This is a genomic window from Pseudomonas syringae group sp. 247E2, assembly GCF_032587795.1.
GTDB classification, from domain to species: Bacteria; Pseudomonadota; Gammaproteobacteria; order Pseudomonadales; family Pseudomonadaceae; genus Aquipseudomonas; species Aquipseudomonas amygdali.
Map to the genome: position 1 here is coordinate 22,211 of NZ_JAWHPK010000010.1, position 25,026 is coordinate 47,236.

At 59.4% G+C, this 25,026-nt stretch carries 20 protein-coding genes; 16 read left to right on the forward strand and 4 right to left on the reverse strand.

All coding sequences use genetic code 11. The features are described 5' to 3' along the window. Positions 1–81 precede the first annotated feature (81 nt). The 14 genes from RYC18_RS11940 to RYC18_RS12005 all read left to right on the forward strand — a co-directional run bounded on the left by RYC18_RS11940 (position 82) and on the right by RYC18_RS12005 (position 17,960). The gene (locus RYC18_RS11940; protein ID WP_002552256.1) at positions 82–1,398 is read left to right on the forward strand and encodes a nucleotide sugar dehydrogenase; all 1,317 of its coding nucleotides are present in this window, start codon (positions 82–84) and stop codon (positions 1,396–1,398) included. A 100-nt stretch (positions 1,399–1,498) separates the two neighbouring features. Continuing rightward, positions 1,499–2,980: a mannuronan synthase gene (alg8, locus tag RYC18_RS11945; RefSeq protein WP_002552255.1), complete on the forward strand. Its 1,482-nt coding sequence runs from the start codon at positions 1,499–1,501 to the stop codon at positions 2,978–2,980. A 40-nt stretch (positions 2,981–3,020) separates the two neighbouring features. After that, the gene (locus RYC18_RS11950) at positions 3,021–4,193 is read left to right on the forward strand and encodes an alginate biosynthesis protein Alg44 (RefSeq protein WP_002552254.1); all 1,173 of its coding nucleotides are present in this window, start codon (positions 3,021–3,023) and stop codon (positions 4,191–4,193) included. A 2-nt stretch (positions 4,194–4,195) separates the two neighbouring features. Beyond that, a complete protein-coding gene (gene algK, locus RYC18_RS11955; protein ID WP_004663968.1) occupies positions 4,196–5,608 on the forward strand; it encodes an alginate biosynthesis TPR repeat lipoprotein AlgK in 1,413 nt (470 codons plus the stop codon). Beyond that, a complete protein-coding gene (locus RYC18_RS11960; RefSeq protein ID WP_004658317.1) occupies positions 5,605–7,086 on the forward strand; it encodes an alginate export family protein in 1,482 nt (493 codons plus the stop codon). Before algK ends, RYC18_RS11960 begins: the two co-directional genes overlap by 4 nt. 26 nt (positions 7,087–7,112) lie before the next feature. Further along, entirely contained in the window at positions 7,113–8,723 is a 1,611-nt protein-coding gene (algG, locus tag RYC18_RS11965) for a mannuronan 5-epimerase AlgG (RefSeq protein WP_005778087.1), read from the forward strand. A 14-nt stretch (positions 8,724–8,737) separates the two neighbouring features. Then, the gene (locus RYC18_RS11970; protein WP_004663967.1) at positions 8,738–10,177 is read left to right on the forward strand and encodes an alginate O-acetyltransferase AlgX-related protein; all 1,440 of its coding nucleotides are present in this window, start codon (positions 8,738–8,740) and stop codon (positions 10,175–10,177) included. A gap of 8 nt (positions 10,178–10,185) precedes the next feature. Beyond that, positions 10,186–11,322, forward strand: a complete 1,137-nt coding sequence (locus RYC18_RS11975) for a mannuronate-specific alginate lyase (RefSeq protein ID WP_005746021.1) — start codon at positions 10,186–10,188, stop codon at positions 11,320–11,322. A gap of 191 nt (positions 11,323–11,513) precedes the next feature. Next, the gene (locus tag RYC18_RS11980) at positions 11,514–13,070 is read left to right on the forward strand and encodes an MBOAT family O-acyltransferase (protein WP_005746022.1); all 1,557 of its coding nucleotides are present in this window, start codon (positions 11,514–11,516) and stop codon (positions 13,068–13,070) included. 10 nt (positions 13,071–13,080) lie between these two features. Then, positions 13,081–14,256, forward strand: a complete 1,176-nt coding sequence (locus tag RYC18_RS11985; RefSeq protein WP_005732683.1) for an alginate O-acetyltransferase — start codon at positions 13,081–13,083, stop codon at positions 14,254–14,256. Positions 14,257–14,268: 12 nt separating this feature from the next. After that, positions 14,269–14,937 carry an alginate O-acetyltransferase AlgF gene (locus tag RYC18_RS11990; RefSeq protein ID WP_004658322.1) on the forward strand — a complete coding sequence of 223 codons (669 nt, stop codon included), beginning with the start codon at positions 14,269–14,271 and terminating at the stop codon, positions 14,935–14,937. A gap of 118 nt (positions 14,938–15,055) precedes the next feature. After that, positions 15,056–16,507, forward strand: a complete 1,452-nt coding sequence (locus RYC18_RS11995; protein ID WP_004663964.1) for a mannose-1-phosphate guanylyltransferase/mannose-6-phosphate isomerase — start codon at positions 15,056–15,058, stop codon at positions 16,505–16,507. A gap of 152 nt (positions 16,508–16,659) precedes the next feature. Further along, complete coding sequence (locus RYC18_RS12000) at positions 16,660–17,124, forward strand: hypothetical protein (protein ID WP_016980911.1); 465 nt, start codon at positions 16,660–16,662, stop codon at positions 17,122–17,124. A 17-nt stretch (positions 17,125–17,141) separates the two neighbouring features. Further along, a complete protein-coding gene (locus tag RYC18_RS12005) occupies positions 17,142–17,960 on the forward strand; it encodes an SDR family oxidoreductase (protein WP_002552245.1) in 819 nt (272 codons plus the stop codon). Between the two features lie 112 nt (positions 17,961–18,072). Here RYC18_RS12005 and RYC18_RS12010 read toward each other — a convergent pair whose 3' ends face one another. From RYC18_RS12010 to RYC18_RS12025, 4 genes are read right to left on the reverse strand one after another with little or no spacing between them, the layout of a single operon-like run. Continuing rightward, entirely contained in the window at positions 18,073–18,933 is an 861-nt protein-coding gene (locus tag RYC18_RS12010) for an HlyD family secretion protein (RefSeq protein WP_316886160.1), read from the reverse strand. A gap of 23 nt (positions 18,934–18,956) precedes the next feature. Further along, complete coding sequence (locus RYC18_RS12015; protein ID WP_005752937.1) at positions 18,957–19,157, reverse strand: DUF1656 domain-containing protein; 201 nt, start codon at positions 19,155–19,157, stop codon at positions 18,957–18,959. After that, a complete protein-coding gene (locus RYC18_RS12020) occupies positions 19,147–21,333 on the reverse strand; it encodes an FUSC family protein (protein WP_316886161.1) in 2,187 nt (728 codons plus the stop codon). The genes RYC18_RS12015 and RYC18_RS12020 overlap by 11 nt, the downstream gene beginning before the upstream one ends. Then, a complete protein-coding gene (locus tag RYC18_RS12025) occupies positions 21,330–22,811 on the reverse strand; it encodes an efflux transporter outer membrane subunit (RefSeq protein ID WP_316886162.1) in 1,482 nt (493 codons plus the stop codon). Before RYC18_RS12025 ends, RYC18_RS12020 begins: the two co-directional genes overlap by 4 nt. 183 nt (positions 22,812–22,994) lie before the next feature. Between RYC18_RS12025 and RYC18_RS12030 the strand changes: the two genes are divergently transcribed. Further along, on the forward strand, positions 22,995–23,942 hold the full coding sequence (locus tag RYC18_RS12030; protein WP_002552240.1) for a LysR family transcriptional regulator: 948 nt from the start codon (positions 22,995–22,997) through the stop codon (positions 23,940–23,942). A gap of 87 nt (positions 23,943–24,029) precedes the next feature. Beyond that, positions 24,030–25,004, forward strand: coding sequence for a 2-hydroxyacid dehydrogenase (locus RYC18_RS12035; protein WP_005733186.1), 975 nt, complete (start codon positions 24,030–24,032; stop codon positions 25,002–25,004). The last annotated feature ends 22 nt before the right edge of the window (positions 25,005–25,026 follow it).

Genomic DNA, 25,026 nt, shown 5'->3' on the forward strand with positions numbered 1-25,026 from the left:
CCGTAAAGGATGGCGCGTGACATCTGCTGGCCAAAATTAATATCCAGCCAATTTATGGCGTGAAAAATCGAGGAGAATACGATGCGTATCAGCATATTTGGTTTGGGTTATGTCGGTGCAGTCTGTGCCGGTTGCCTGTCTGCCCGCGGTCACGATGTAGTTGGTGTGGATATTTCCAGCACCAAGATCGATCTGATCAACAACGGCAAATCACCTATCGTTGAACCGGGTCTGGAAGAACTGCTGCAGAAAGGTATCAGTACCGGAAAACTGCGCGGCACTACCGACTTCGCCGAAGCCATTCGCGCCACTGACCTGTCGATGATCTGTGTCGGTACGCCGAGCAAGAAGAACGGCGATCTGGAACTCGATTACATCGAGTCGGTGTGCCGCGAAATCGGCTATGTCCTGCGTGACAAAGCCACCCGCCACACCATCGTTGTTCGCAGTACTGTGTTGCCAGGCACGGTTGCCAACGTGGTCATCCCGATTCTGGAAGACTGCTCCGGCAAAAAAGCCGGTGTTGATTTCGGTGTCGCCGTAAACCCTGAGTTCCTGCGTGAAAGTACCGCAATCAAGGACTACGATCTGCCGCCAATGACCGTGATCGGCGAGTTCGATAAAGCCTCGGGCGACGTACTGCAATCGCTGTACGAAGAACTCGACGCACCGATCATCCGCAAGGACATCGCCGTTGCCGAAATGATCAAGTACACCTGCAACGTGTGGCACGCCACCAAGGTTACTTTCGCCAACGAAATCGGCAACATTGCCAAGGCCGTCGGCGTCGATGGTCGTGAAGTGATGGACGTGGTCTGCCAGGACAAGGCGCTGAACCTGTCCCAGTACTACATGCGCCCAGGCTTCGCATTCGGCGGCTCCTGCCTGCCAAAAGACGTTCGCGCCCTGACCTACCGCGCCAGCAGCCTGGATGTCGAAGCGCCGTTGCTCAACTCGCTGATGCGCAGCAACACCTCGCAAGTGCAGAACGCTTTCGACATGGTTGCCAGCTATGACACCCGCAAGGTTGCACTGTTGGGCCTGAGCTTCAAGGCAGGTACTGACGACCTGCGCGAAAGCCCGCTGGTAGAACTGGCTGAAATGCTGATCGGTAAGGGCTTCGACCTGAGCATCTTCGACAGCAACGTCGAATATGCACGCGTTCACGGTGCCAACAAGGACTACATCGAATCCAAGATTCCGCACGTATCGTCGCTGCTGAATTCGGACTTCGATCAGGTCATCAACGACTCTGACGTGATCATCCTTGGCAACCGCGATGAGCGTTTCCGCGCCCTCGCCAACAAGACTCCCGAAGGCAAGCGCGTCATCGATCTGGTGGGTTTCATGACCAACGCCACCAGCGAAGACGGTCGCGCCGAAGGTATCTGCTGGTAAATCAGCCGCAAGCCACAAGCGCCAGGCTCCAGGCCACAGGCTCAAGCAATGTGCTTGCAGCCTGGGGCTTGAGGCTCGCAACTGACTTAGGGATACGATTATGCAGAGGCTCAAGCACGGCCTGTTACAGGCCGCAGGTTGGCTGTTCTATTTAAGTTTACTCATGGGCCTTGCCGCGGCATTGCCTACCAGTATCTTCGACTCACAGTCGAAGAACTTTATATTCCTGATTGGCGCCGTTGGTATCTGGCGCTACTCGATGGGAATCACGCACTTCGTACGCGGGATGATTTTCCTGTACATCGTCTACCCGCACTTGCGCCGCAAGGTTCGCAAGCTGGGCAGTGCAGCAGACCCGTCCCATGTGTTTCTGATGGTCACCAGTTTCCGCATCGACGCGCTGACCACCGCACAGGTCTACAACTCGGTTATCCGCGAAGCCATCGACTGCGGCCTGCCGACGACTATCGTCTGCTCGCTGGTGGAAATGTCCGATGAGCTGCTGGTCAAGAGCATGTGGGCGAAGTTCAACCCGCCGGAGCGCGTCAAGCTGGACTTCGTACGCATTCCGGGCACCGGCAAGCGCGATGGTCTGGCCTATGGCTTCCGCGCCATCTCGCGTCACTTGCCTGACAGCCGTGCCGTGGTTGCAGTGATCGACGGCGACACCGTGCTCAACGAAGGTGTGGTCGCCAAGACCGTGCCGTGGTTCCAGCTGTTCGACAATGTCGGCGGCCTGACCACCAACGAGTTCTGCGAAGTACGTGGCGGCTACATCATGAGCGAGTGGCACAAGCTGCGTTTCGCTCAGCGTCACATCAACATGTGCTCGATGGCCCTGTCCAAACGCGTATTGACCATGACCGGTCGCATGTCGGTGTTCCGCGCAACCGTGGTAACCGACCCCGAGTTCATTGCCGACGTGGAAAGCGACTCGCTCAATCACTGGCGTCTGGGCACCTTCCGCTTCCTGACCGGCGACGACAAGTCCAGCTGGTTCAGCTTGATGCGCCTGGGGTACGACACGTTCTACGTGCCGGACGCAGCGATCAACACCGTGGAACACCCGCCCGAAAAGAGCTTCTTGAAGGCCAGCCGCAAGCTGATGTATCGCTGGTACGGCAACAACCTTCGTCAGAACTCGCGTGCACTGGGTCTGGGCGTACGTCGCCTGGGGATTTTCACCAGCATCGTACTGTTCGACCAGCGGGTGTCGATGTGGACCTCCATCCTCGGTCTGACCGTCGCCCTGATCGCCAGCTTCAAGTATGGCGGCGCGTTCCTGTTGATGTATCTGCTGTGGATCGGCATGACCCGTCTGATCCTCACCCTGCTGCTGTCCCTCTCGGGACACAGAATCGGGCCTGCCTACCCGATCATTCTCTATTACAACCAGATCGTCGGCGCGCTGATGAAGATCTATGTCTTCTTCCGGCTGGACCGCCAGTCCTGGACACGCCAGGACACCAAACTGAGCCGCGACATGGCCAGCTTTCAAGGCTGGTTCAACACGTGGTCGTCCCGAACCATGACTTTCTCGGCTGGCACCATCTTCGTCGCTGTGCTGTTGACGATGGTTTGACCGGGCCAACGGATTAATCGCTTAAGTAGGAAAATTAGCCATGAATACAGCCGTGAATGCGAACGTCGTACATGAATCCGAAGCCCAGCGCCAACACGCGCGGATCAAGATCCCTGCCAAGCTGCGCCTGTTGAATGATCAGCCCAACGCGCCACTGGTACGTATCGAAGACCTGTCGGCCGGTGGCCTGAGCTTCGTTGCTCCGTCCGGGCAGAAATTCAGCGAAGGGCAGATCGTCAAGGGACGCCTGCAATTCATCATCGACAACCTTGGTCTGGCCATGGACGTCGATCTGCAGGTGCGCTCGATCGACAACGCCAGCAACCGCATCGGTTGCCAGTTCCAGAATCTGGAACCTCAGGACATCGCTACCCTGCGCCACCTGATCACCTCGCACCTGTCCGGCGAAGTCGTCACCCTGGGCGAAGTGCTGGCCACGCTGCAGCGCGACAACTTCACCAAGGCACGCAAGGTCAAGGGCAAGGACAGCGGCATGAGCGCCATGGGTCGCCTGCGCGCCGTGACCTTCAGCCTGGGCGTGTTCATTGTCGGTCTGGCCGCTTTCGGCTTCATCTTCAAGACAATCTACGGCCTGTACTTCGTCAGCCATGCATCGGCCGGTCTGGTCACCATTCCAAGCATGGACGTGACCATGCCACGTGAAGGTACCGTACAAAGCCTGGTCGCCCAGAATGGCGAAGCCGCCAAAGGCGCGCCACTGGCAACCTTCAACACCAGCATGCTGGAAATGCTCAAAGGCAGCCTGACCGGTGAAGACCTGCAGCCCGCCAAGATCGAAGAGCTGTATGGCAAGCAGATGAGCGGCACAATGACTAGCCCGTGCGATTGCGTCGTGGCTCGCCAACTGGTTGCCGACGGTCAGTTCGCGTCCAAGGGTCAGGTGATCTTCCAACTGGTGCCACGCAACGCGCCGGCCACTGTTGAAGCTCGCTTCACCTATCGCCAGTTCAACGACGTCAAGCCAGGCACACGTGTCAGCTTCCAGATCGCTGGCGAAGACAAACTGCGCACCGGTCAGATCGTCAGCAGCACCAACCTCAGCGACGCCGACCTGTCCACTGACATCCGCGTGCAGATCAAGCCTGACGAAAGCCTGAGCAGCTCGCTTGCCGGTCGCCCTGTCGAAGTGGTCAGCGATCGCGGCCCGTCCGTGAACTGGCTGATCGATAAAGCAATGGCTGCGGGTCTGTAACCATGAACAGCCCACTACGACGCCTGTCGACCCCCACGCTACTGAGCCTCGCCGTCGCGCTCGGCCTGAGCGGCTGTGCCGGCCTGCCTGATCAACGCCTTGCCAATGAAGCCCTGAAAAACGGCGACACTGCATTGGCGGAGCAGAACTATCGGCAGCTGGCGGACCTGGGCTACAGCGACGCGCAAGTCGGCCTTGCTGATATTCAGGTCGCGACTCGCGACCCGGCTCAGCTCAAGCAGGCCGAGGCTACCTACCGCGCTGCCGCGCAGACCTCCCCTCGGGCGCAGTCGCGCCTGGGCCGTCTGCTGGCTGCCAAGCCCGACGCTACCGAAGCCGAACATCGCGAAGCCGAAGGCCTGCTGAAAAAGGCGTTCGCCAATGGCGAATCCGGCACCCTGATCCCGCTGGCGATGCTGTATCTGCAATACCCGCACACCTTCCCTGAAGTGAATGCTCAGCAAAAGATCAGTGAGTGGCGCGCTGCCGGTTATCCGGAGGCAGGTCTGGCTCAGGTACTGCTGTATCGCACGCAAGGTACTTATGCTCAACACCTCGATGAGGTCGAGAGCATCTGCAAACAGGCACTGTCAGCCACGGATATCTGCTACGTCGAGCTGGCTACTGTCTACCAGACACGCGGCCAGGCCGAGCAGCGCACGGCCTTGATCGAAAAGCTCAAGAGCGACTACGCCGCTGGCCGCGTCAATGCTCAACGAGTGGACAGCGTCGCGCGCGTACTGGGTGACTCCACCATCGGTACGCCAGACGAAAAGACCGCTCAGCAATTGCTGGAAAGCGTTGCGCCTGGCTACCCGGTCTCGTGGGTAACGCTGGCCAAACTGCTTTACGACTTCCCCGAACTGGGCGACGTCAACAAGATGATGGAATACCTGAACAACGGCCGCGCGGCCGATCAGCCTCGCGCCGAGCTGCTGCTTGGACGCCTGTACTACGAAGGCAAATGGGTCACGCCCGATGCCTTCAAGGCCGAGGAGCACCTGAAGAAAGCCACAGCAACAGAGATTTCCGCCCATTACTACCTGGGTCAGATCTACCGCCGTGGCTACCTCGGTCAGGTGTACTCGCAAAAAGCCGTGGACGAGTTGCTGACCGCAGCCCGTGGTGGCCAGAACAGCGCAGATTTCGCCCTCGCGCAACTGTTCTCGCAGGGCAAGGGCACGATGCCCGACCCGGTCAACGCCTGGGTGTTCGCGCAACTGGCGCTGGCCAGTCAGACCCCGCAAGCGACCGAGCTTGCCGAGGCCCTCAATACACAACTGCCGCCTGAAAAGCTCGCCACCGCCAAAGACCTGTTGGCACGCGAGCAAAAAGTCCGGGGCGCTACCGCTACTCAGAACGCGATGGCGATGCAGGCCCTGCAAGAAGAAAAAGACGGTGAGGAAGCATTATGAAGTTGAATCCCCTGATGGCTGCTGGCATGGGCCTTGGCTTCACCCTGTTGTGGGCCTGCCCGACGCTGGCAGCGCTGACCGAAGAACAGAATTTCGGTATCGAAGTGAAAGCCACGGCACAGGCCGAGGATGATCGCGATCTGGGCACCCGTTCGGGCGGCGACGTCAACGGTGTGGGCCTGGACCTGCGCCCTTGGGTCTATGGTGAGCGCGGCAACTGGAGCGGTTATGCCATGGGCCAGGTGGTCACCGCCACCGACACCATTCAGACCGACCCGCTGGAGCAGAGCAACAGCGACGGCAGCGGCACGCAAACCTCCCGTGGCACTGCCAGCGAACGCGAAGTCGACAAGTCCTATGCTGCGCTGCGTGAATTCTGGATCGGCTACAGTGGCTTCACGCCCTACCCCGGCGAAATCCTCAAAGTGGGTCGTCAGCGTCTGCGCAACGACGATGGTCAGTGGCATGACACCAATATCGAGGCCATCAACTGGAACTTCGATACCACCTTGCTGCGTGCCGAACTGGGTGCCGCCCAGCGCTTCAGCGAATACCGCACCGACCTGACCGAACTGGCACCCGACGACGAAGACCGCAAGCACCTGTTCGGTTCCGCCAGCTACCAATGGACCCCCGGCCATTGGGCAGGCGTGCGCGCTCATTACAGTCATGACGACGGCAAGCTCAAGTCTCAGGGCGAGCAACTGGATGATCTGGACAAGACGTCCAACGGCAACCTGACCTGGCTGGGTCTGCAAGCCGACAGCGATGCCTACAACTATCGCAACACCACCCCGCTCAATTACTGGGGCAGCCTGACCTGGCTGAACGGTACACGCGACGAAATCGGCGTGACTTCCGCAGGCAACGACCAGTTCATCGCCGGCGAGAAAAACGACCGCGACATGAATGGCTGGGCCACTGACCTGGGTCTGCGTCTGCGTCTTGACCCGCAATGGCAAGTCGGTGCGGCTTACTCGCGCGCCAGCAAGGATTACGTCCAGAACGGTCTGGAGAGCAACCGATCGAACTGGACCGGCACGCGTTCGCGCATCCATCGTTTCGGCGAAGCGTTCCAGGGCGAAATGGCCAACGTGGAAAGCGGCTCGCTGTTCGCCTCCTGGCAGATGAACGAGGAATACGATGCGTCGCTGATCTACCACAAGTTCCGTCGAGTGGACGGTAACACCGGTATTGGCGGCTCGGGTATCAATGCAGTGCGTGAAAACGGCAACAGCAACACGTTCAGTTCGCTGCCGCTGGAAGACGGGCGCAAGGACCTGGGTCAGGAAATGGACCTGGTCGTGACCAAGTACTTCAAACAAGGCCTGCTGCCCGCCTCGCTCAGCCAGTCGTTCGACGAACCTTCGGCACTGGTGCGCTTGCGCGCAGGTGTCTTCAAGCCCGGCGATGCGTATCACAACGGCGTGGATGAATACATGCACCGCGCTGTTGTCGACGTCATCTGGCGCTTTTGATGCGAACCGCCAAAGGAGTGCCAGAGATGAACAGTCATACAAGCAATGGGCGTAGCCGAAGCTGGCCGCATGCCCTGCTCGAAAGCGCACTGCTGACCAGCGCTCTGCTGATGGCCAGCGGTGTGGCGCTGGCTAACGCCCCTGTCGTAACAGATGCACAGAAGGCGGTGGTCAAGGAGTTGCACCAGGCCAAGACCTACACCATCACCAGCCCGCCGACCGAGCCCTTGGAAATGTCCAAGCCGGTGTTGCCCGACCTCAAGGGCTATACCGCAGAAGCCGCCTTGAAAAAGATCGTGCGCAACAAGCCGGGCAAGGTCACTGTCTCGCGGATGATGGAAGAAACCGGCCTGAAGGAATTCATCGGCGGTGACAACAAGATGGCCGAATGGGTCAACCGTCAGCGCGGCATCCCGCAGGCCATCATGATTTCCGACGGCTACGTGAACCTGCAGGACCTGGCCAAAAAGGTCCCCAAGCAGTTCCTCAATGAAGTGTCGCCGGGTGTCTATGTGGCGCGCCTGCCGATTCTGATCAAGGAGACCGGGATCTTCGAGATCGACAGCAAGACCAAGGAATTGCGTCTGTCTCAGGAAAAAGGTTCGTTCATCGTCAGCGAAGGCAAGATGCTGATCACCCACACTCAGGTCAACGCCTGGAGTGAAACCCGCAACAGCCTGGCGACCTATCGCAAGCCTGACGAGTTTCGTCCGTTTCTGTTGACCTGGGGTGGCTCGGAAACCTGGATCGCCAATACCAAAATGGCGAGCATGGGTTACGACCAGAGCAAGTCCTACGGCATCAGTATTTCCCAGTACACGCCCAACACCGCGAAGATTCTCAAGCGTGCCGAGCCAACCGGCTGGATCATCGATTCAGAGTTCTCGGACATGTGGTACGGCTTCTACTGCTATGAAACCCGCGACTTCGTGGTCAAGGGCAATACTTACCGCGACAACATCATTTACGGCATTGACCCGCACGACCGTTCGCACGGGCTGATCATCGCCGAAAACGACGTTTACGGGACCAAGAAGAAGCACGGGATCATTATTTCCCGGGAAGTGGACAACAGCTTCATCTTCCGCAACAAGAGCCACGACAACAAACTGTCTGGCGTGGTTCTGGACCGTAACAGTGTGGGCAATATCGTCGCCTACAACGAGATCTATCAGAACCACACTGACGGCATCACCCTGTACGAAAGCGGCAATAACCTGCTGTGGGGCAATCGCGTGATCGCCAACCGTCGCCACGGTATCCGCGTGCGTAACAGCGTGAACATCAAGCTGTACGAAAACGTCGCCATAGGCAACGGCCTGATGGGCGTCTACGGCCACATCAAGGACTTGAGTGATACCGACCGCGACATCGAGCTCGACCCGTTCGACGCTCAGGTCTCGCTGATCATGGTTGGCGGCGAACTGTCCAGCAATGGTTCCGGCCCGCTGTCCATTGACTCGCCACTGAGTGTCGAGCTGTATCGCGTCTCGATGCTGATGCCTACCAAAGAAGTCGGCATCAGCCTCAACGGCGTCCTCGGTGAGCGCCAGGACGAAATCCTCGACCTGCTGGTACGCCAGAAGAAAGCCGTATTGATCGACCCCGTCGAAAGCCAGACCGAGCTGCGGGAATGAGGAAGGGTATTGTTATGCATGCACATCTGATCAAGCTGTTGAGCCTGTCCAGCCTCACCGCCGCCTTGATGGCCGCCGCTGGTGTCGCTCGGGCAGACGACTCGCAAGCGCCGACGTTCAAGGCCGAGCCTTGCTGCTCTCTGTGCCCGGCCGCGCATGACGCGAAAAACTACACCACGCGTTATCAGCAGAACTTCACCACACTGGTCCAGGCTCAGGGCGACTGGCTGTTCCGGACTCAGGAAGACCTGCGCACCGAATTCGACACCACGCCTGCCGGCTACCGCCGCATGAAAGAACTGCACGATGCGTTCAAGAGCAAGGGTGTCGAACTGGTCGTGGTCTATCAACCGACCCGTGGCCTGGTAGATCGCAACAAGCTGTTTCCAGCCGAGCGCGACAAGTTCGACTACGACAAGGCGCTGAAAAACTATCAGGCCATGCTCGGCCGCTTCAGCAAGATGGGTTACTGGGTCCCGGACCTGTCGCCGTTGACCAACGAGCAGCAGGCGCATGACTTCTACTTCCGCGGTGACCAGCACTGGACGCCTTACGGCGCACAACGCACGGCGAAGATTGTCGCTGAAACCGTGAAGAAGGTTCCGGGTTACAGCGACATCCCCAAGCGTGAGTTCGAAAGCCATATTTCCGGACGCATGGGCAAAACGGGCACTTTGCACAATATGGCGGGTCAATTGTGCGGCACCAGCTATGCGATCCAGTACATGGATCAGTTCACCACCGAACCCAAGGGTGAGGCGGGCGACGGTGACCTGTTCGGCGATTCCGGCAACCCGGAGATCACGCTGGTCGGCACCAGTCACAGCGGCAAGAACTACAACTTCGCTGGCTTCCTGCAGGAATACATGGGTGCCGACGTGTTGAACGTAGCGTTCCCTGGTGGTGGTCTGGAAGGTTCGATGCTGCAGTACTTGGGCAGTGAAGACTTCCAGAAGCGTCCGCCGAAAATTCTCATCTGGGAATTCTCGCCGCTGTATCGCCTGGATCAGGAAACCATCTATCGCCAGATGATGGCGCTGCTGGACAACGGCTGCGAAGGCAAGCCTGCGGTAATGAGCGCCAGCACCACCCTCAAGCCGGGCACCAACGAAGTGTTGGTCAATGGCAAGAATGGCATCAAGGATATCCGCAACGGCAGCAATCAGATCGATATCAAGTTTGACGATACTTCGGTGAAAGTCCTTCAAGCCAGGCTCTGGTACATGAACGGGCGTCACGAAGATCTGAAAATCGAAAAACCGGAAACGTCCGATACTGACGGACGCTTCGCGTTCGAACTGCGCGAAGACGAGGACTGGGCTAACCAGCAATTGCTGGCGCTGGAGATCCAGGGACCGGAAGCAGGCACGGCACCACAGAAAGTCGAAGCCAAAGTATGCAAACGCAACGTGTTCCCGAGCGCTGCGACACACACCGCTCAAGCCGGACTATGAGGTGACTTATGCAGACTCCTAAACTGATACGCCCTACCCTGCTGTCGATGGCAATTCTGTCATCGATAGCCTGGGCTACGGGTGCGTCCGCCGCACTGGTTCCACCCAAGGGCTATGACGCCCCGATCGAAAAAATGAAGACGGGCGATCACAATTTCAGCTGTGAAGCCATTCCAAAGCCGTACACCGACAAGCTGGTTTTCCGCAGCAAGTACGAAGGTTCGGACAAGGCACGTGCGACCCTCAACGCCGTGTCGGAAGAAGCCTTTCGCGATGCGACCAAGGACATCACCGACCTTGAGCGCGGCGTCAGCAAAGTCGTGATGCAGTACATGCGCGACGGTCGTCCGGAACAGCTCGATTGCGCGCTGAACATGATGACTACCTGGGCCAAGGCCGATGCGCTGGAATCTCGCGAGTTCAACCACACCGGCAAGTCCATGCGCAAATGGGCACTGGGCAGCATGTCCTCTGCCTACCTGCGTCTGAAGTTCTCCGAGTCGCATCCGCTGGCCAATCGTCAGCAGGACGCGAAGATCATCGAAGCATGGTTCAGCAAGCTGGCCGACCAGGTGGTCAGCGACTGGAGCAACCTGCCGCTGGAAAAAATCAACAACCACTCGTACTGGGCCGCCTGGTCAGTGATGGCAACCGCCGTCGCCACCAATCGACAGGACCTGTTCGACTGGGCTGTGAAGGAATACAAGGTCGCCGCCAATCAGGTGGACAAGGACGGTTTCCTGCCTAACGAGATGAAGCGTCGTCAACGCGCGCTGTCGTATCACAACTACGCCCTGCCGCCGCTCGCGATGATCGCCAGTTTCGCCCAGGCCAACGGTGTCGATCTGCGTCCGGAAAACAATGGTGCCTTGAAGCGTCTGGGTGACCGTGTGCTGGCCGGCGTCAAAGACCCTTCGATTTTCGCTGAACACAACGGCGAGAAACAGGACATGACGGACTTGAAGAAAGATCCGAAATTCGCCTGGCTCGAACCGTACTGCTCGCTCTACACCTGCAGCCCGGATGTGCTGGAAGAGAAACACGAAAAGCAGCCGTTCAAGACTTTCCGCCTGGGCGGTGACCTGACCAAGGTTTACGACCCGACGCACGAGAAAGGCGACAAGGGCGACAACGACGGCTCCTGATTCACTGTTGTTATTTGTAAGAGCGGACTTGTCCGCGAAGCCCCACGCCCAGGCGATGCATCCATGAGACCGGACCTCGCCTGAGCTGCTTCACCGACAAGCCGTAACGCGACGTGTTTTACCCCCCAATTTCAACGGGGGGTTTGGGGGGGCTTTGAGCCCTTGAATGTTGGACAAACGGAGAGATAAGGATGGTTTTCTCATCCAACGTGTTCCTGTTCCTGTTCATGCCGATCTTCCTCGGCTTGTACTACCTGAGCGGGCAACGCTATCGCAATCTGCTGTTGCTGATTGCCAGCTATATCTTCTACGCCTGGTGGCGTGTGGACTTTCTGGCGTTGTTCATCGGCGTGACCGTCTGGAACTACTGGATCGGTCTCAAGGTAGGCGCAGCAGGTGTGCGGACCAAACCGGCACAGCGCTGGCTGCTGCTCGGCGTAATCGTGGACCTGTGTATTCTGGGCTACTTCAAATACGCCAACTTCGGTGTGGACAGCATCAACGCAGCCATGACCTCGATGGGTCTTGAACCGTTCATCCTGACCCACGTGCTGTTGCCGATCGGTATCTCGTTCTATGTCTTCGAGTCCATCAGCTACATCATCGACGTTTACCGCGGCGACACCCCGGCCACGCGCAACCTGATCGACTTCGCTGCATTCGTCGCGATCTTCCCGCACTTGATCGCCGGCCCCGTGCTGCGTTTCCGCGACCTGGCCGACCAGTTCAACAACCGCACTCACACGCTGGACAAGTTCTCTGAAGGTGCCACGCGATTCATGCAGGGCTTCATCAAGAAAGTGTTCATCGCCGACACCCTGGCGGTGGTCGCCGACCACTGCTTCGCCCTGCAAAACCCGACCACCGGCGATGCCTGGCTGGGCGCCCTGGCCTACACCGCGCAGCTGTACTTCGACTTCTCCGGTTACAGCGACATGGCCATCGGTCTGGGTCTGATGATGGGTTTCCGCTTCATGGAAAACTTCAAACAGCCCTACATCAGCCAGTCGATCACCGAGTTCTGGCGTCGCTGGCACATCAGCCTGTCCACCTGGCTGCGTGACTACCTGTACATCACCCTGGGCGGCAACCGTGGCGGCAAGTTCGCGACTTATCGCAACCTGTTCCTGACCATGTTGCTGGGCGGTCTGTGGCACGGTGCCAACGTCACCTACATCATCTGGGGTGCCTGGCACGGCATGTGGCTGGCCATCGAGAAAGCGGTCGGCATCAACACCAAGCCTTACAGCTTCAACCCGATTCGCTGGGCACTGACCTTCTTGCTGGTGGTCATAGGCTGGGTCATCTTCCGCGCCGAAAACCTGCATGTCGCCGGTCGTATGTACAGCGCCATGTTCAGCTTCGGCGAGTGGCAGCTGTCGGAACTCAACCGTGCCAGCCTGACCGGTCTGCAAGTTGCAACACTGGTGGTGGCTTATCTGACGCTGGCGTTCTTCGGTCTGCGCGACTTCTACCAGAACCGCGAAAAAGACACCGGCAAGAGCGCCAAGGCTGACGGTCCTGCGACCGCACAACCGGGCACCATCAAGGCCGTTCCCGGCGATGCTCCCGGCAGTCTGCACCTGCCAGGCTACACCGTGGGCAGCGAAGCCCAGGTGCAGCCCGCGTACTGGGTTGCCGACTGGCCACGTTATGCCATGCGTGCACTGATCCTGCTGCTGTTCGTGGCTTCGATTCTCAAACTCTCGGCGCAAAGCTTCTCGCCGTTCCTTTACTTCCAGTTCTGAGGAGCCTGACATGACCCGTTCATTACGAATCCTCTATATCGCCATCTTCCTGGCCATTCTGCTGGTCCTGGGCATCTGGTCGCTGCGCAGTTTCAGCACGTTCTCGACCTCGGCCGAGACCACCGTGCTCAACGGCAAGTGGACCAAGGCGGCGGAAACTCATTACGACGATGAGTTCCCGATCAAGCGCCTGGGCACCAACCTCTGGGCAGCGCTGGACTTCAAACTGTTCAACGAAGGTCGTCCGGGTGTTGTGCTCGGCAAGGACCAGTGGTTGTACACCGACGAAGAGTTCGACGCGGTTGCCAACGGCGAGCAGAACGAAGCCGACAACCTGGCGATCATTCAGGGTGTGCGTGACGCGCTGGAAAAACAGGGCACCAAACTGGTCCTAGCGATCGTTCCGGCGAAGACCCGTCTGTACCCGGAACACATCGGTGACAGCAAGCCTGCCAGCCTGCACACCGACCTGTATCAGCAGTTCCACGCTCAGGTCGCCAAGGCCGGGATCTTTGCCCCGGACCTGCTGGCACCGCTGCAAGCTGCCAAGCAACAGGGCCAGGTTTTCCTGCGCACCGACACCCACTGGACGCCAATGGGTGCCGAAGTCGCCGCGCAGCAACTGAGCGCCGCGATTGCCCAGAAAACGCCACTGGAAGGTGAACCTGAGCAGTTCGTCACACAAGCCAAGGGAACCGAAGCCTACAAAGGTGACCTGACTACATTCCTGCCGCTCGATCCGCTGTTCAGCAACATGCTGCCCAAGCCGGACGAGTTGCAGAAACGCAGTACCGATCCGGTAGCAGGCGAAGCGGCAGGCGGTGACGCACTGTTCGCAGACAGCGACATCCCGGTGGGTCTGGTGGGCACCAGCTACAGCGCCAACCCTAACTGGAACTTCGTCGGTGCCTTGAAAGAAGCGCTGCGCAGCGATGTCGTCAACTACGCCGAAGACGGCCATGGCCCGATCCTGCCGATGCTCAAGTACCTGCAGACCGATGCTTTCAAGAACACCCCGCCGCAAGTGGTGATCTGGGAATTCCCGGAGCGCTACCTGCCGGCACACAACGATCTTGGCGAGTTCGATCCGAAGTGGATCGCCGAGCTGAAGAAATCGCGTGACACCCAAGAAAACGTGGCGCTCAACGCCAAACAATCCGAGTCGCCCAACCGGGCGCAAAACTGAGAGGACTGACTCATGACTTTTAACACTACTGCCAACCGTTCGGCCGCAAAACGCATTTTCAAAACCTGCGCAATGGCTGCAGGTCTGGGCCTGATGTCCCTGCAAGCTTTCGCCGGTGACTCCGCCCTGTACGGCCCGACCGCACCAAAAGGCTCGACCTTCGTGCGTGTCTACAACGCCAGCAACGCCGAAATCAGCGCCACCGTTGGCAACACCAACCTCAACGAAGTAGCGCCACTGGGCAGCACTGCGTTCAGCTTCATGCCACAGGGCGACTACACCGCCAAGCTGGGCAGCCAGAGCCTGCCGGTGAAACTGGCGGGTGATCACTACTACACCATCGTCAACAACGCCAGCGGCAAACCGCAGCTGGTTGAAGAGCCGCCGTTCAAGAACAAGCAGAAATCCCTGGTTCGCGTTCAGAACCTCAGCGACAAGTCCCTGACTCTGAAAACTGCTGACGGCAAGACCGAAGTGGTCAACGCCGTAGCGGCCAAAGGCACCGGCGAGCGTGAGATAAACCCGGTCAAAGTCAGCCTGGCGCTGTACGACGGCGACAAGAAAGTCACCGATTTGAAACCTGTGGCACTGGAGCGTGGCGAAGCCGCTGTGCTCTACATCACCGGCAGTGGCAGCAGCCTCTCACCAGTGTGGGTCAAGCCACCGGTCGCAACCCGCTAAACGGATTATGCCGGTCGGTTCAGGGCATCAGCGCTGAACCGACCCGCGCGGAACAAGAACAAGACAGAAACGACAGACACCTCGTACGGCCCTAATTGAATGCTTTTGGAGAAACAAAATGATTCCAGTTATCTTGTCAGGCGGTAGTGGTTCACGACTCTGGCCGCTTTCGCGTAAACAATTCCCTAAACAGTTCCTGGCACTGACCGGCGAGCACACCCTGTTCCAGCAAACCCTGGAGCGTCTGGTGTTCGAAGGCATGCAGGAGCCTATCGTGGTCTGCAACAAGGACCACCGTTTCATCGTCAACGAGCAGCTGGCTGCACTTAACCTGGAAACCCAGGCGATCCTCATGGAACCGTTCGGCCGCAACACGGCGCCAGCCGTTGCCCTGACCGCCATGAAGCTGGTCAACGAAGGCAACGACGGCCTGATGCTGGTGCTGCCAGCCGACCACGTCATCGAAGACCAGAAAGCCCTGCAACGCGCACTGGCACTGGCAACCGTAGCCGCAGAACGCGGCGAAATGGTGCTGTTCGGCGTACCGGCCAACAAGCCTGAAACCGGCTATGGCTACATCAAGTCCACCGCCGATGCCCTGCTGCCCGAAGGCGTCAGCCGCGTATCGCAATTCGTCGAAAAACCTGACGAAAAACGCGCCAGGGAATTCGTCGAAGCCGGTGGTTACTACTGGAACAGCGGCATGTTCCTGTTCCGCGCCAGCCGCTTCCTGGAAGAGCTGAAAAAGCACGATCCGGACATCTACGACACCTGCCTGCTGACCCTTGAGCGCAGCGTGCAGGACGGCGATGCGCTGGAAATCGACGCTTCCACCTTCGCTTGCTGCCCGGACAACTCCATCGACTACGCGGTCATGGAAAAAACCCAGCGCGCCTGCGTTGTGCCGCTGTCGGCTGGCTGGAGCGATGTCGGCTGCTGGTCATCGCTGTGGGAAGTCAACGCCAAGGACGCCAATGGCAACGTCACCAAGGGCGACGTGGTTATTCAGGACAGCCGCAACTGCATGATCCACGGCAACGGCAAACTGGTATCCGTGATCGGTCTGGACAACATCGTGGTCGTCGAAACCAAGGACGCGATGATGATTGCCCACAAGGACAAGGTCCAGGGCGTCAAGCAGATGGTCGCCACCCTCAACGAACAGGGCCGCACCGAGACCCAGAACCACCTCGAAGTGTACCGTCCGTGGGGCTCCTACGATTCGGTGGACATGGGCGGTCGCTTCCAGGTCAAGCGCATCTCCGTCAAGCCGGGTGCCTGCCTGTCGCTGCAGATGCACCACCACCGCGCCGAACACTGGATCGTGGTATCCGGTACTGCGCAGGTGACCTGTGACGAGAACGTGTTCCTGCTCACCGAGAACCAGTCCACCTACATCCCGATCGCCTCGGTGCATCGCCTGCGCAACCCAGGCAAGATCCCGTTGGAAATCATCGAAGTGCAATCTGGCAGCTACCTGGGCGAAGACGATATCGAGCGTTTCGAAGATATCTATGGTCGTTCGAACGCGCTGGAAGCGGGTGTGAAGACGCAAACTATCGCTCGTTGATAGGGTTTTAGCTGCACGCTACAGGTAACACAGCCCTCGACAACTCTTTGCGCAGATTTATACGCAGAGAGTTGTCGGGGGCTTTTCATTTGCGCGACGTCCCCCTCCCAGGTTCTGTAGGATGTCCAGCATTACCTTTGCTGGAGACCTGCATGTTTATCGGCATCCTGTTGATCCTGACCTGGCTCATCCTTCTGCTCCGCTACCCGGCGAAGGCCTTGCCCGTCTCGTTGGCTGCGGCGGTCGGGCTTGGGGTCGTGGCGGCTGTGGTGATCTGGCAGGACAGCCAGGAAACGCGTCAGCTTGAGCGTCTGGATATCCGCCTGAGTTACGATCCGCAAAACTGCCCGGCAGATCGTCCGTTGCAGGTCAGCATCACCAATACCAACCAGGTTGCATTGCAGGAGCTGCGCTGGCGGATCGCGGCCTATGCGCCCGGCGACTCGGTGAATCTGGCGGATAACACCTACACCTCTGCACGCTACCGCGGCCCCGGCGAACTTCAGGCCAAAGGTACGTGGCAGGATTGCGTGCCACTGCCCGCATTGCGCAATGGCTATCGCCCGCAAACCCTGGAATTTCGCGCAGAACATCTGCAAGGCAGCTTCTCGGATTGACCACAAGGACTTCACCCATGCCTATCGCTCTGATTACAGGCTGCTCCAGCGGAATCGGTCGTGCACTGGCCGATGCATTCAAGGCCACTGGCTATGAAGTCTGGGCGACGGCGCGCAAGGCCGAGGATGTCGCTGCACTCAGTGCCGCGGGCTTTATTGCCGTGCAGCTGGATGTCAACGACGGACTGGCGCTGGAGCAACTGGCCGCCGGGCTGGAGCACAGCGGTCTGGATGTGTTGATCAATAACGCTGGCTATGGCGCGATGGGGCCGCTGCTCGATGGCGGCGTGGAGGCCTTGCAGCGGCAGTTTGAAACCAATGTGTTTTCCGTCATCGGCGTTACCCGCGCGCTGTTTGCGGCGCTGCGTCGCAACAAAGGCCTGGTAGTCAATATCGGTAGCGTTTCAGGTGTATTGGTCACCCCGTTTGCAGGTGCTTACTGTGCTTCCAAAGCCGCGGTACATGCCCTCAGCGATGCGCTACGTCTGGAGCTGGCACCATTTGGCGTACAGGTAATGGAAGTCCAGCCCGGTGCCATTGCGTCAAGCTTCGCAAAAAATGCCAGTCATGAAGCCGAACAGTTGATCAGTGAACAATCACCCTGGTGGCCTATCCGCGAAGGCATTCGCGCGCGTGCAAAGGCTTCACTGGACAACCCTACACCCGCAACAGAATTCGCCCGCGACTTGCTCAAAGCCGTGCAACAAACCCATCCGCCACGCCTGCTGCGCCTGGGCAACGGCTCACGCCTGCTGCCGCTGATGGCGTGGTTGCTGCCCAAAGGGCTACTGGATATGGGCCTGAGAAAACGCTTTGGATTGAATACCGACTTGTGACGCAGAGCGTCACGAACTGCATTCCCACGCTGGAGCGTAGGGAGCGATCATCGCAATTATCGTGCGACGCTCCGCGTCGCATGCCGTTCTGGACGCTCTGCGTCCTCGATCATCAGCCGTCTAGCGGCCTGACAATCACCGTGCAGGTCATCCCCGCCGCCAGCAATACGCTTTCCGGTACGGAATCCAGATGAATACGCACCGGCACGCGCTGGGCCAGACGCACCCAGTTGAAGGTCGGGTTCACGTCAGCGATCAATTCGCGACTTTGCGGGTTGTCGCGGTCGTAGATACCGCGTGCGATGCTTTCGACATGGCCTTTTAGCACTTCGCCACTCATCAACTGCATATCGGCAGGATCGCCCACGTTAAGGTGCGGCAACTTGGTTTCCTCGAAAAAACCGTAAACCCAGAATGAGTTCATATCGACCACCGCCATCTTCGCTTCGCCGATACGCGCATAGTCGCCGCGATGCACGTTCAGGTTGGTGACATAACCGTCCACCGCTGCCAGCACGCGTGTGCGGGACAGGTTCAGTTCGGCCGCCTCCAGCTGCGCTTGCGCCAATTGGTAATCGGCCAGCGCCGAGGTGGCAACATTGCTCGCGTCGTCACGGTTCTCTGCCGAGATGACCAGTTCATCCATGTCGGCACGGCGCTTCGCGTTGAGCTTGCGCATCTCCAACGTCGCCTTGCGTGAGGCCAGCAACGCCTGCGCCTGTTTGACTGCGATCCGGTAGTGCTCCGGGTCGATCTGCATCAACAAATCGCCGCGTTTTACCCGTTGATTGTCGTGCACCGGCACATCGACCACGGTGCCGGACACATCGGCGGCCACATTGATGATATCGGCGCGTACCCGACCATCACGGGTCCACGGCGTATCCATGTAGTCGACCCACAGCGTACGACCAACCCAGAGCGCGATTGCCAACACCAACAACGTGGCAAGCAGGCTATAGAACTTTTTCATGCGGATATTTCTCGACTCAGGCGTCAACGATAAAGGGGCAGCGCCAGAGCGCCGAAGATGCAGATAAACAGGCCCAGACGCAGTAACGCCGGGTGCCAGAAATGCCGATACAGGTCAAAACCGGCCAGCAGACGATCCAGCGCCCATGCCAGAACCACGGCCAGCAGAAAGATCAGCGTGAGGGTCGGCATATACAGACCGTGGAAGGCTATTTCACGCGGCATGGGCGACTCCTGAAGCGGTTCGCTCGACGCCATAGACAGCAAGCGGCGATTGCGGGTCCAGCAGAGAGGTGCGGATAAAGTGCAGGTAACTTTTCACCCGGCGCAGCACCGACGTGTCGAAATGCGAGGCGAACGGCTCATCAGCGTCCTGTACCCGCTTGATCGCCTGATCGACCGCCGACAGGCAGCGCTGCAGATTGACCGCATCGGGCTGGATGAACAGGCGTACCAAGGCGCGCCCCATGACGCGCAACGCGATGCGCCAGGGTTGGTATTCGGCGTAGGCAGGATGAATCGGCAGAATTGCCTGTTCGCGGCGCAGCTCGATAATAGCGTGGCCGATTTCCAGCACCACGAACATCCAGCGCAACAGCTCGCGCTGCACCTGAGGTTTGCTGATCGCCAGACCGTACGCCTGATGCATCAGGTCGCGGGTCTGGCTTTCGAAGCTTGAACCCAGACGCTTGAGCGGTGCGCCAATCGCAAACACCACCTGATTGCGCAAGGCCTGCTCCAGACGCTGCCACATCCAGCGGCTGTTGGGTGGCAGGATGATCGCCCCCGCTGCGGCACAGATGAGCATGCCAATGACCATCGCGAGGTAATCGTTGATGAAGGTGTAAGGGTTGTAGACCGTCAGGTTGTCCGGCACCGAGCCCAGGCTGAAAAAAATCAGCAGCCCCAGGCCGTATCCCGTCCACTGCGGACGTGAGCCCAGAAAGGCGCCGAGCACAAACACAGGGGCCAATAGCAGGCACAGCAGCGGGAAGCCGTCGATGTGCGGGAACAGAAAAAAGGTTTCGACAAACCCCAGCAGCGCGCCGAGCAACGTACCGCCGGCCATCTGCAGAGACATGCGCCTGGGGTTGTGGGTGGTCGATGAAAGCGCAACAGTCGCCGCTGAAGCCAGAACCATGCTCGCGCCGCTGGGCCAGGCCGTCAGCACCCAATAGGCACTCATCAGGCCGACCACGCAGGTCGCGCGGGCTCCAGACGCAAGGGCTGTCATCCAGTGGGTACGCGGCACGAATGACGCTTTCCACTGTTCACGCGCATGGGTGTGATCGGCCAGCGATGCGTGGGTCAACGCGTAATCATGCAGCTCGCTGACCAGCCGGTACAGCAGCTCGAACGCCGTATGAAAATCGAGTCGTTCGGCGTCGCTCGGCAGGGTTTTCTCCAGCTCGGCGCGCAGGCTTCTGACCCGCTCAGGCAACTGCGCCCTGCAGGCCTCAAGGCGCGTGACCAGAACCGCGGCATCATCGTTGGTCAATGCGCGGTCGGCGAAGCCATCAAGTAATTCTGCGAGGGTTTCAAGGCCGGGGCCAATGTGCTCTAACACGGTATCGGCGCATTCCAGACGCAGTCGTTCAAGCAACTGATGCAGTGCATTGAAGCGCGTCGTAACGGCCATGAACTCGCTGTTCAGGCGATTGAGCCGCCCATTGCGTCGGCGCATGTGCGGGTCTTCGAATACCGTGACGCTGCGCAGTCCTTCCAGTCCGATGGCCTCGGCGACGAAGCGCACGTTTCCGGTTTCAAATGCCGTGCGTGAAATGTCCCCGCGCAAACCCTCGGCCATGAAGCGAGCGAATATGCCGAAGCGCTGGTACAGCGCATTGCGCATGGCGGCACTGGAGCTCTGCGGCAGGATCGCCGCACTCACCGCAGTGGAACAGAGGATACCCAGAGTGATTTCCAGTACCCGCCACACCGCCGACATGAATGAACCTTCGGGGTGCGCCAGGGCGGGCAGCCCTACCATCGCAGCCGTATACCCCGCCAGCACAAAGCCGTAAGCGCGAAAGTTTCGATAACGCGCCGCACCTGCGGAGCAAATCCCGACCCAGAGCGCCAGGCTGCCGAGAAACGGCAGCGGGTTCTGCGCAAACAGGGCCATCAACAGCACCATCATGGCCGACCCGGCCAGCGTGCCCAGCAGGCGGTAAAAACTTTTGGCGAACACCTGCCCGCTCTGCGGCTGCATGACGATGAACACGGTGATAATCGCCGTATGCGGCTGCGGCAACTCCAAGCGCAAAGCCAGCCAGTAGGTCAGAAAAGCAGCGATCAATACTTTGAAAAGGTAAACCCAGGTCACCCCGTCACTGCGCGCCCAACTGCGAAATTCACGACGCCACGGCAACGCCGCCATGTGCTCAAAAGCAGCAATCATTTCGCACACTCAAGATCGGCCGTGGTGCGTAAGGAATGGCAACTGCCGCTCTCCCCACCTAGCGCCACCACCAATCCGGCATAGGCATTCAGGCGCGCAGCCTCGACCTGTTGCTGAATCTGCTGCTGGCGAAACAACTGGGTCCGGGCGTTGAGCACGTTCAGGTAATCGGTCAGCCCGCGCTGCCAGGCAATCAATGCGATGTCATAGGTCTTTTGTGCCGACGCTACCGACTCGGCGGCAAATGCCTGTTGCTTGTCCATCGAGGCGCGACGAATAAGCTGGTCGGAAATACTTTTCAACGCCATCACCAGCGTCTGGTTGTAATGCGCCACGGCCTGGTCATAAGCGGCCGACACCTGCCCCAGTTCCGCCCGCAAGCGTCCACCGTCGAAGATCGGCAGGCTGATGGCCGGTCCGACCTTGTAACCCAACTTGCTGCCGGTCAGAAACTCCAGCATGCCGCCGCCCGTGGCCATGTAGCTCAGGCTGCCGACCAGATCGACATTGGGATAAAAGCCCGCCTGCGCGACATCGATACCGCGCGCCTGCGCCGCAACCTGCCAGCGCGCGGCCACCACATCAGGCCGCCGTCCCAACAGTTCGGCGGGCAATGCCGACGGCAATTTCAGCTCGGTGTGCAACGAAAGCGTCGGCCGTTGCAACGCCGCGCCCTCACCCGGCCCTTTACCTGCCAGAGCAGCCAGCTGATTGCGGCTCAGGGCGATGGCCTCTTGCAGCGCATCAATCTGCCGGTGGGCCTCGGGCAATGGCGTTTCGGCCTGACTGATCTCGAAATGCGTGCCGATCCCGCCCTTGAGGCGACGCTGCGCCAGATCGAGTATCTGTTGCTGCTGGGCCAGCGCTGCCTCGGCGATATCCAGTCGGGCGTATTCAAGGGCCAGCTGGATGTAGGCGCGAACCACGTTTTCCTGCAATTCGAGCTGCGCCTGACGCTGCTCGGCAGCGCTCATGTGCGCCAGATCAAGGGCCTGCTCGCTGGCATTGCGTTCACGTCCCCAGAGGTCCAGCGCGTAGCTCAGACCCAGCGACGCATTGTTGTCCCAGGTGCGAGTATCGGCCAGCGCTCCGGGACCATAAAACTGATCCTCGGGCCAGTCGTGGCGCATCAGGCTGGCACTGCCTTGCACCTGCACCGACTCGGATGACTCGGCGATCTGCGCCATCGCTCTTGCCTGGCGCACACGGGCAGCGGCCAGCGCCAGACCCGGGCTGCCAAGCGTAGCAATATCGACCCAGTGATTGAGTTGCGCATCGCCATAGGCACGCCACCATTGCGCTGCGGGCCAATGGGCGTCGAGGGCAGCGCTCTGAATCGCCTGATCGGTGGCCAGGCTGTCCGCGTGCAGAAGACTGCCCTGCGGTTTGATTCCATGTGTTCCGATACAGCCGTTGAGGACCAGCGTAAAAGCCAGGATACCGACGGGCCAGAGCCCTCTGATGATGCGACGCGGCACAGCTGCGAGTTCCCGAACGGAGGTAATACACCTTGAATGGCGGCGATTCTAGGCGGCGCTTGACGCGGCGATAAGCGGGGAGATTTGTGAATCTTTGTTACTGAAACGGCGATAATCCTTTGGTCTGGATACATGCATCCGTTACTTCATGTCACAATTTGCCATCTACTCAGAGAAGTACCCATGGACACCCTGCAAAACATGCGTGCCTTCAGTTGCGTGGCGCAAGCGGGCAGCTTCACTGCTGCCGCCGCCGTGCTGGATACCACCACCGCCAACGTCTCGCGCGCGGTCTCCAACCTTGAAGCACATTTACAGACGCGCCTGCTCAATCGCACCACTCGACGCATTGCCCTCACCGAAGCAGGCAAGCGCTACTTGTTGCGCTGCGAGCAGATTCTGGCCTCGGTTGAAGAGGCTGAAGCCGAAGCCAGCGACGCGCATGCCCGCCCGGCCGGGCAACTAAAGGTGCATTCAATGCCCGGCGTCGGCCAGCATTACGTGATCGACGCCATCGCCCGTTATCGCCGCAACCACCCTGACGTTGCGTTCGACCTGACCATGACCCACCGCGTGCCGGACTTGCTGGAAGAAGGCTATGACGTGTCGATCGTGCTGGCCAGCGAACTGGCAGACTCGGGCTTTGTGTCTCAGCGGCTGGGCATTACCTATAGCATCGTGTGTGCATCGCCCGAGTACGTCAAAACCTTCGGCATGGCCCACAAGCCTGCCGACCTGCTGAATCATGCGTGCCTGCGCCTGGTCAGCCCGGTGTTCCCGCTGGACAAATGGCTGTTCGATGGCCCGGAAGGTCAGGAGATGGTCACCATCAACAGCTCGCCGCTGCTGGTCAATTCTGCGGATGCCATGAAAACCGCGATTTCCAGCGGCATGGGGATTGGCATTCTGCCGATCTACTCGGCGATCGAGGGGCTGCGCAACGGCACACTGGTGCGCGTATTGTCCGATTACCGCTCGCAGGAGCTGAACCTGTACGCCATCTATCCGTCACGCCAGTATCTGGATGCCAAGATCAGAACCTGGGTCGAATACCTGCGAGGTTCCCTGCCGGAAATTCTCGCGGCCGATGAAGCGGATCTGCATGTGCAGGCACTCAAGTCCTCGTTCTGACATCGTACAACTGTAAAAAGCGGCTGCCAAAGAGCGGAGAGGAATGTTAGCGTGCTACTCATTCAACCGCTCAAGAGTGACTGCCCAATGAAAAAAACCGTACTCGCCTTCAGCCGTGTTACTCCAGAAATGGCCGAGCGCCTGGCGCAAGACTTCAACGTGATCGTGCCCAACCCCAAGCTGGGCGACATCAACGCCCAGTTTGATGAGGCCTTGCCTGAATCCCACGGGCTGATCGGCTCCGGCCGCAAGCTGGGGCGCGAACAGCTGCAAAACGCCGCGAAACTGGAAGTGGTTTCCAGCATCTCGGTGGGCTACGACAACTACGATGTCGACTACCTGAGCGAGCGCGGCATTCTGCTCACCAATACGCCGGATGTACTGACCGAGAGCACCGCCGACCTGGGCTTCTCGCTGATCATGAGCAGCGCCCGGCGCGTCGCCGAACTGGACGCCTACACCAAGGCCGGACAGTGGACACGCAGTATCGAGCCTCCGCACTTCGGCACCGACGTGCACGGCAAGACGCTGGGCATCGTCGGCATGGGCAATATCGGCGCAGCCATCGCACGCCGTGGCCGTCTGGGCTTCAACATGCCGATCCTGTACAGCGGCAATAGCCGCAAGACCGAACTTGAACAGGAACTGGGCGCACAGTTTCGCAGCCTGGACCAACTGCTGGCCGAAGCGGATTTCGTCTGCCTGGTAGTGCCGCTGAGCGAAAAGACCAAACATTTGATCGGCCGTCGCGAGTTGAGCCTGATGAAGCCCGGCGCCATCCTGATCAACATCGCCCGTGGCCCGATTGTCGACGAGCCTGCGCTGATCGAAGCCCTGCAGAACGGCACCATTCGCGGTGCCGGTCTGGACGTCTATGAAAAAGAGCCGCTGAAAGAATCGCCGCTGTTCCAGCTCAAGAACGCCGTCACCCTGCCGCACATCGGCTCAGCCACTACTGAAACCCGTCAGGCGATGGCCGACCGCGCCTACCACAACTTGCGCAACGCGTTGCTGGGCGAGCGGCCGCAGGACCTGGTCAATCCGCAGGTGTGGAAGGGCTAAGGCGTTTCTGCTCTATAACCGA

What these genes read in the sequence shown, in the direction of transcription:
- RYC18_RS11940 (WP_002552256.1), top strand. Translation starts at nt 82, where the DNA reads ATGCGTATCAGCATATTTGGTTTGGGTTATGTCGGTGCAGTCTGTGCC.
- alg8 (WP_002552255.1), top strand. Translation starts at nt 1,499, where the DNA reads ATGCAGAGGCTCAAGCACGGCCTGTTACAGGCCGCAGGTTGGCTGTTC.
- RYC18_RS11950 (WP_002552254.1), top strand. Translation starts at nt 3,021, where the DNA reads ATGAATACAGCCGTGAATGCGAACGTCGTACATGAATCCGAAGCCCAG.
- algK (WP_004663968.1), top strand. Translation starts at nt 4,196, where the DNA reads ATGAACAGCCCACTACGACGCCTGTCGACCCCCACGCTACTGAGCCTC.
- RYC18_RS11960 (WP_004658317.1), top strand. Translation starts at nt 5,605, where the DNA reads ATGAAGTTGAATCCCCTGATGGCTGCTGGCATGGGCCTTGGCTTCACC.
- algG (WP_005778087.1), top strand. Translation starts at nt 7,113, where the DNA reads ATGAACAGTCATACAAGCAATGGGCGTAGCCGAAGCTGGCCGCATGCC.
- RYC18_RS11970 (WP_004663967.1), top strand. Translation starts at nt 8,738, where the DNA reads ATGCATGCACATCTGATCAAGCTGTTGAGCCTGTCCAGCCTCACCGCC.
- RYC18_RS11975 (WP_005746021.1), top strand. Translation starts at nt 10,186, where the DNA reads ATGCAGACTCCTAAACTGATACGCCCTACCCTGCTGTCGATGGCAATT.
- RYC18_RS11980 (WP_005746022.1), top strand. Translation starts at nt 11,514, where the DNA reads ATGGTTTTCTCATCCAACGTGTTCCTGTTCCTGTTCATGCCGATCTTC.
- RYC18_RS11985 (WP_005732683.1), top strand. Translation starts at nt 13,081, where the DNA reads ATGACCCGTTCATTACGAATCCTCTATATCGCCATCTTCCTGGCCATT.
- RYC18_RS11990 (WP_004658322.1), top strand. Translation starts at nt 14,269, where the DNA reads ATGACTTTTAACACTACTGCCAACCGTTCGGCCGCAAAACGCATTTTC.
- RYC18_RS11995 (WP_004663964.1), top strand. Translation starts at nt 15,056, where the DNA reads ATGATTCCAGTTATCTTGTCAGGCGGTAGTGGTTCACGACTCTGGCCG.
- RYC18_RS12000 (WP_016980911.1), top strand. Translation starts at nt 16,660, where the DNA reads ATGTTTATCGGCATCCTGTTGATCCTGACCTGGCTCATCCTTCTGCTC.
- RYC18_RS12005 (WP_002552245.1), top strand. Translation starts at nt 17,142, where the DNA reads ATGCCTATCGCTCTGATTACAGGCTGCTCCAGCGGAATCGGTCGTGCA.
- RYC18_RS12010 (WP_316886160.1), bottom strand. Translation starts at nt 18,933, where the DNA reads ATGAAAAAGTTCTATAGCCTGCTTGCCACGTTGTTGGTGTTGGCAATC.
- RYC18_RS12015 (WP_005752937.1), bottom strand. Translation starts at nt 19,157, where the DNA reads ATGCCGCGTGAAATAGCCTTCCACGGTCTGTATATGCCGACCCTCACG.
- RYC18_RS12020 (WP_316886161.1), bottom strand. Translation starts at nt 21,333, where the DNA reads ATGATTGCTGCTTTTGAGCACATGGCGGCGTTGCCGTGGCGTCGTGAA.
- RYC18_RS12030 (WP_002552240.1), top strand. Translation starts at nt 22,995, where the DNA reads ATGGACACCCTGCAAAACATGCGTGCCTTCAGTTGCGTGGCGCAAGCG.
- RYC18_RS12035 (WP_005733186.1), top strand. Translation starts at nt 24,030, where the DNA reads ATGAAAAAAACCGTACTCGCCTTCAGCCGTGTTACTCCAGAAATGGCC.